We start from the raw sequence: 3,814 nt of genomic DNA on the forward strand, positions 1-3,814 counted from the left end.
TCCGCGGCAACCAGAACATCACGCGCTATGAGATGGCTCAGATGATCGCCAAGGCCATGGCCAAGACGGATGTCTCCGCAACGGATAAGGCCCTGATCGACAAGCTCGCCGCGGAGTTCTCCGATGAACTCAATAACCTCGGTGTCCGCGTCAGCAACCTCGAGCGCAATGCCGACAAGGTCAAGTGGAACGGCGAGGCCCGCTATCAGTACTGGAGCCAGCGTGATAAGGATGCCGGCACGAAGAGCAACGACGATGAGCTGCTGCTGCGCCTCGAGCCGAGCGCTGAAGTCAACCGCAACTGGCATGTCAATGCCCGTATCGATGCCTACACGGATATGGCAAAAGACGGCAGCGACACGAAGGATCCGTATCATGGCGATTCGCAGGACACGAACCTCGACCTCGTCCGCATCTACGCGCAGGGCGACTACAAGAACTTCCAGGTCAAACTCGGCAAGTTCAACCCGATCGATGATGACAGCATCTTCGATACGGAGTTCTCGGGCGGCCAGGTCACGTTCGGCAACAAGGTGACGTTCACGGCAGGCGCAGGCCGCCTCGACATGGATGATGTCAGTGCATCCAACAACTTCCGCAATGAAGAGACGGCAAAGCTCGTCAACGGCGATGATACGGCCAACTACCAGTTCGCAGGTCTTGGCTATGCAGCCGGCAAGTTTAACGGCGGCATCGATTACCATCACCTCAACGCGGATTCGTTCAGCTATCTCAAAGACAATCTGACGCGCCAGTCCAGTGAGGACAATGCCAATATCTGGCTCGCCAAGGCTGGCTACAACTTTGACGGCACGAGCGCACTCAATGGCTTCTATGCCCAGAATACGTCGGCAGATGACCTCGACAAGGCTTGGAGCGCTGAGTACGACTACAAGGGCGCTGAGGCTGAGAACAAAGGCACTTGGGGTGCTTGGGCCGCATACCGTTATCTCGGCGACAACACGGCTCTGTTCTCCACGTTCGATGCTGTCCTTCAGGGCCAGAAGGCTTGGGAAGTCGGCGCGAACTACACGCCGTTCCGCAATGTCGTCACGACGCTGCGCTATGCAAACGGCAAGAACATCGCGACGGACAACAAGATCGAGAACCTCTACGGCGAGCTCGAATTCTTCTTCTGATCGCACACGTCCAACCTGCAAAGACCTCCGTTCCGGCGGAGGCCTTTTTTGTTGTCATAGACACGTCTTTCCCTTATAATGATAATGTCGCGCCTTTGAAATGGCAAACCGACCAGAGGGGAGGTGCCGTTTTCATGACAGATTTGTTGCTATCCTTTTTTGTCAGCGTTCTGGCCGGTGTTGTTTCCAACTGGCTTTACGCTAAGATTTCTCGTCGCGACGATGCCTAAGCTGTCACCATGATTCACCACTCGTGGATGACAAAACAGCCCTTGTCAATTGGTCACCACACCACATTGACAAGGGCTGTTTCAGTGCCGTCTCCAGACAGATGACGGCGTTGCTTCCTTTTCGTCTCTATTATAACACAGTACTAGTATTCCTGCAAACTACTAATCATTAACACGCTTGACTTTTCTAGGTCGTGTAGTAAACTGAATAGAGAATCTGACTAGGTACGAGAAAAGGGGATATTTCATGCCAAATCGTGCAGCTTGGGCGGAGATTGATCTTGCGGCCCTTAGACATAATTACGAGGAAATCAAGAAGAATATTCGCAGCGGGGCGAAGCTCTGCGCCGTTGTCAAGGCGGATGCCTACGGCCACGGTGCGCTGGCTGTCGCGCGCGTCGCGGTGGAGGCGGGGGCCTCGTATCTCGCGGTCGCGACGCTCGGCGAGGCCATCGAGCTGCGCGAGGCGGGCTTCACGCAGCCAATCCTGCTGCTCGGCCTCGTGCTGCCAGATGAGGCGCGCGATATTGTCGACTACGATGTCACGCAGGTCGTCTGCGAGCTGCCGCTCGCAGAGTCCATCTCGCGCGAAGCGGTGCGCCAGCATAAGACGGCCAAGGTCCACCTAGCGGTCGAGACGGGCATGGGGCGCATCGGCGTCCGCCCTGAGGAGATCGGCGCGCTGGCGGCTGCCGTCAAGCAGCTGCCGAACATCGAGATTGAAGGCATGTTCTCGCATTTCGCGATGGCGGACAGCAAGGACAAGGCATACACGAAAGGCCAGCTTGCGAAGTTCAAACAGGCGCTCAAGGCTGTCGAGGACGCGGGGGTCAGGCCCAAGATTCGCCATATCGCGGAGTCGGCTGCCATCCTCGAGATCCCGGAGGCATATTACGACATGGTGCGCGTCGGTGTCATCCAGTACGGCATGTGGCCATCGGATGAAGTCACGCATCCGATTGATTTGCGGCCTGTCATGAAGGTCTGCGCCAAGGTCGTCTTCCTCAAGAACGTGCATCCAGGCGAGAGCATCGGTTATGGCCGCGAGTTCATCGCCGAGCGCGAGAGCCGCATTGCGACGCTGCCGATCGGCTATGCCGACGGCTACATCCGCGCCTATGGCAACGGCGGCTATGTCTCGTTCGGCGGCCGCAAGGCGCCGATTGCGGGCCGCGTCTGCATGGACCAGGTCATGGTCGATGTCACGGACCTGCCGGACGTCAAGGAGGGCGATACGGCTGTGCTCTTCGGCGATGATACCGTCACGGTTGGCACGGCAGCCAAGTGGCTCAACACGATCAACTACGAGGTCACCTGCCTGATTTCCCCGCGCGTGCCGCGCGTCTATAAGGGCTGATGGGCGGTCAATCCATTGCACCAAAAAGGAGCATCCCTTTGCGTGGGATGCTCTTTTTTCATGCGCTGTGCGCAGCTGATGGTTTACTCGATCTGGCCCTTCCAGTAGGCGAGGTCGGCGTCGTTCAGAGGCAGGTCGATCGTCTGACCGTCCTTGTAGGAATAGCGGAAGCGGACGGTCTTGGCTGCCTTGATATCGTCGAGCGCAGCGGCCGGCAGGAAGACGGAGATCTCGTTTTCCTTCTGGAAAGCGCCTGCATCCTTCTGCTTGACGGAGGCGATCAGCGGCCACTCCTTGGCGTCGGTCACGAGCGTGACTTTGGAGTCGGCCTTTGCGCCGTCATAACGCGTATCCCAGACGGTGAAGTGGGCGCTCGTCGCCGAGCCGTCCGAGCCGCGCAGGCCCGTGAACTCGATGCGCGCATAGGCCGAGAGGCTGTCGGCCGTGCGCGTGTCGTGGGCGCGGAAGTAGAGCAGCGTGCCGAGGAAGGCCGCGACGATGACGAGCAGGATGGCGATTGCTTTTTTCATGTGTAAATCTCCTATAAATTTTCTTTAAGTCAAATTAATCGTATCATCCTGTTTTTGCGTTGTCAATGCGTCTTTTAAGAAGGAAAAAGAGGAAACTTTCATAAAATTGGCGTAAGTTATCGTAAATAACATGAAATTTTGTAAATTTGTACGCTGCCTCTACAAAACGTTCATATTTCTGGCTCTTTCGCCTGTTCAACCCATTGTAAAAGCGCGCGAAGTATTATATAGTATATCAATGAGAAAAGATGGCATAAAATGGCGCGGCGTCTGTTTTCCCGCTGCTTTTCAGCCAGTCCTGCCATAATCTTTTCTAGAAGGTATGATATCATTCTTTTATCGGTTGGAAGGGGATTTCAATAAAATGTTTGGTATGTCAATGGATATCGGCATCGACCTTGGCACAGCCAACGTGCTGGTCTATGTAAAAGGAAAGGGCATCGTGCTGCGCGAGCCGTCTGTCGTCGCGGTGGACAAGGACACGAACCGCGTTCTCGCCATCGGCGAGGAGGCGCGCCGCATGATCGGCCGCACGCCGGGCAACATCGTCGCCATCCG

Annotated in this window: 4 protein-coding genes; 3 read left to right on the forward strand and 1 reads right to left on the reverse strand. The window is 56.2% G+C overall.

What is annotated here, in order from left to right; genetic code table 11:
• Together ACI4OH_RS00230 and alr are read left to right on the forward strand one after the other, a co-directional pair.
• Positions 1–1,139 (forward strand): S-layer protein (locus tag ACI4OH_RS00230; protein WP_439783906.1); only part of this gene is annotated, 1,139 nt, incomplete at its 5' end.
• Positions 1,140–1,616: 477 nt separating this feature from the next.
• Entirely contained in the window at positions 1,617–2,726 is a 1,110-nt protein-coding gene (alr, locus tag ACI4OH_RS00235; protein ID WP_439783907.1) for an alanine racemase, read from the forward strand.
• A gap of 83 nt (positions 2,727–2,809) precedes the next feature.
• Here the strand turns inward: alr and ACI4OH_RS00240 are convergent, their stop codons facing one another.
• Positions 2,810–3,256, reverse strand: a complete 447-nt coding sequence (locus ACI4OH_RS00240; RefSeq protein ID WP_439783908.1) for a hypothetical protein — start codon at positions 3,254–3,256, stop codon at positions 2,810–2,812.
• A gap of 364 nt (positions 3,257–3,620) precedes the next feature.
• Here ACI4OH_RS00240 and ACI4OH_RS00245 point away from each other — a divergent pair.
• The coding region (locus ACI4OH_RS00245; protein WP_439783909.1) for a rod shape-determining protein at positions 3,621–3,814 on the forward strand (194 nt) is incomplete at its 3' end.

This window comes from Mitsuokella apri (assembly GCF_051886055.1).
Lineage (GTDB): Bacteria > Bacillota > Negativicutes > Selenomonadales > Selenomonadaceae > Mitsuokella.

Bases quoted from the DNA above. Each gene is read 5' to 3' on its own strand.
- alr (WP_439783907.1), top strand. From the start codon at position 1,617: ATGCCAAATCGTGCAGCTTGGGCGGAGATTGATCTTGCGGCCCTTAGA.
- ACI4OH_RS00240 (WP_439783908.1), bottom strand. From the start codon at position 3,256: ATGAAAAAAGCAATCGCCATCCTGCTCGTCATCGTCGCGGCCTTCCTC.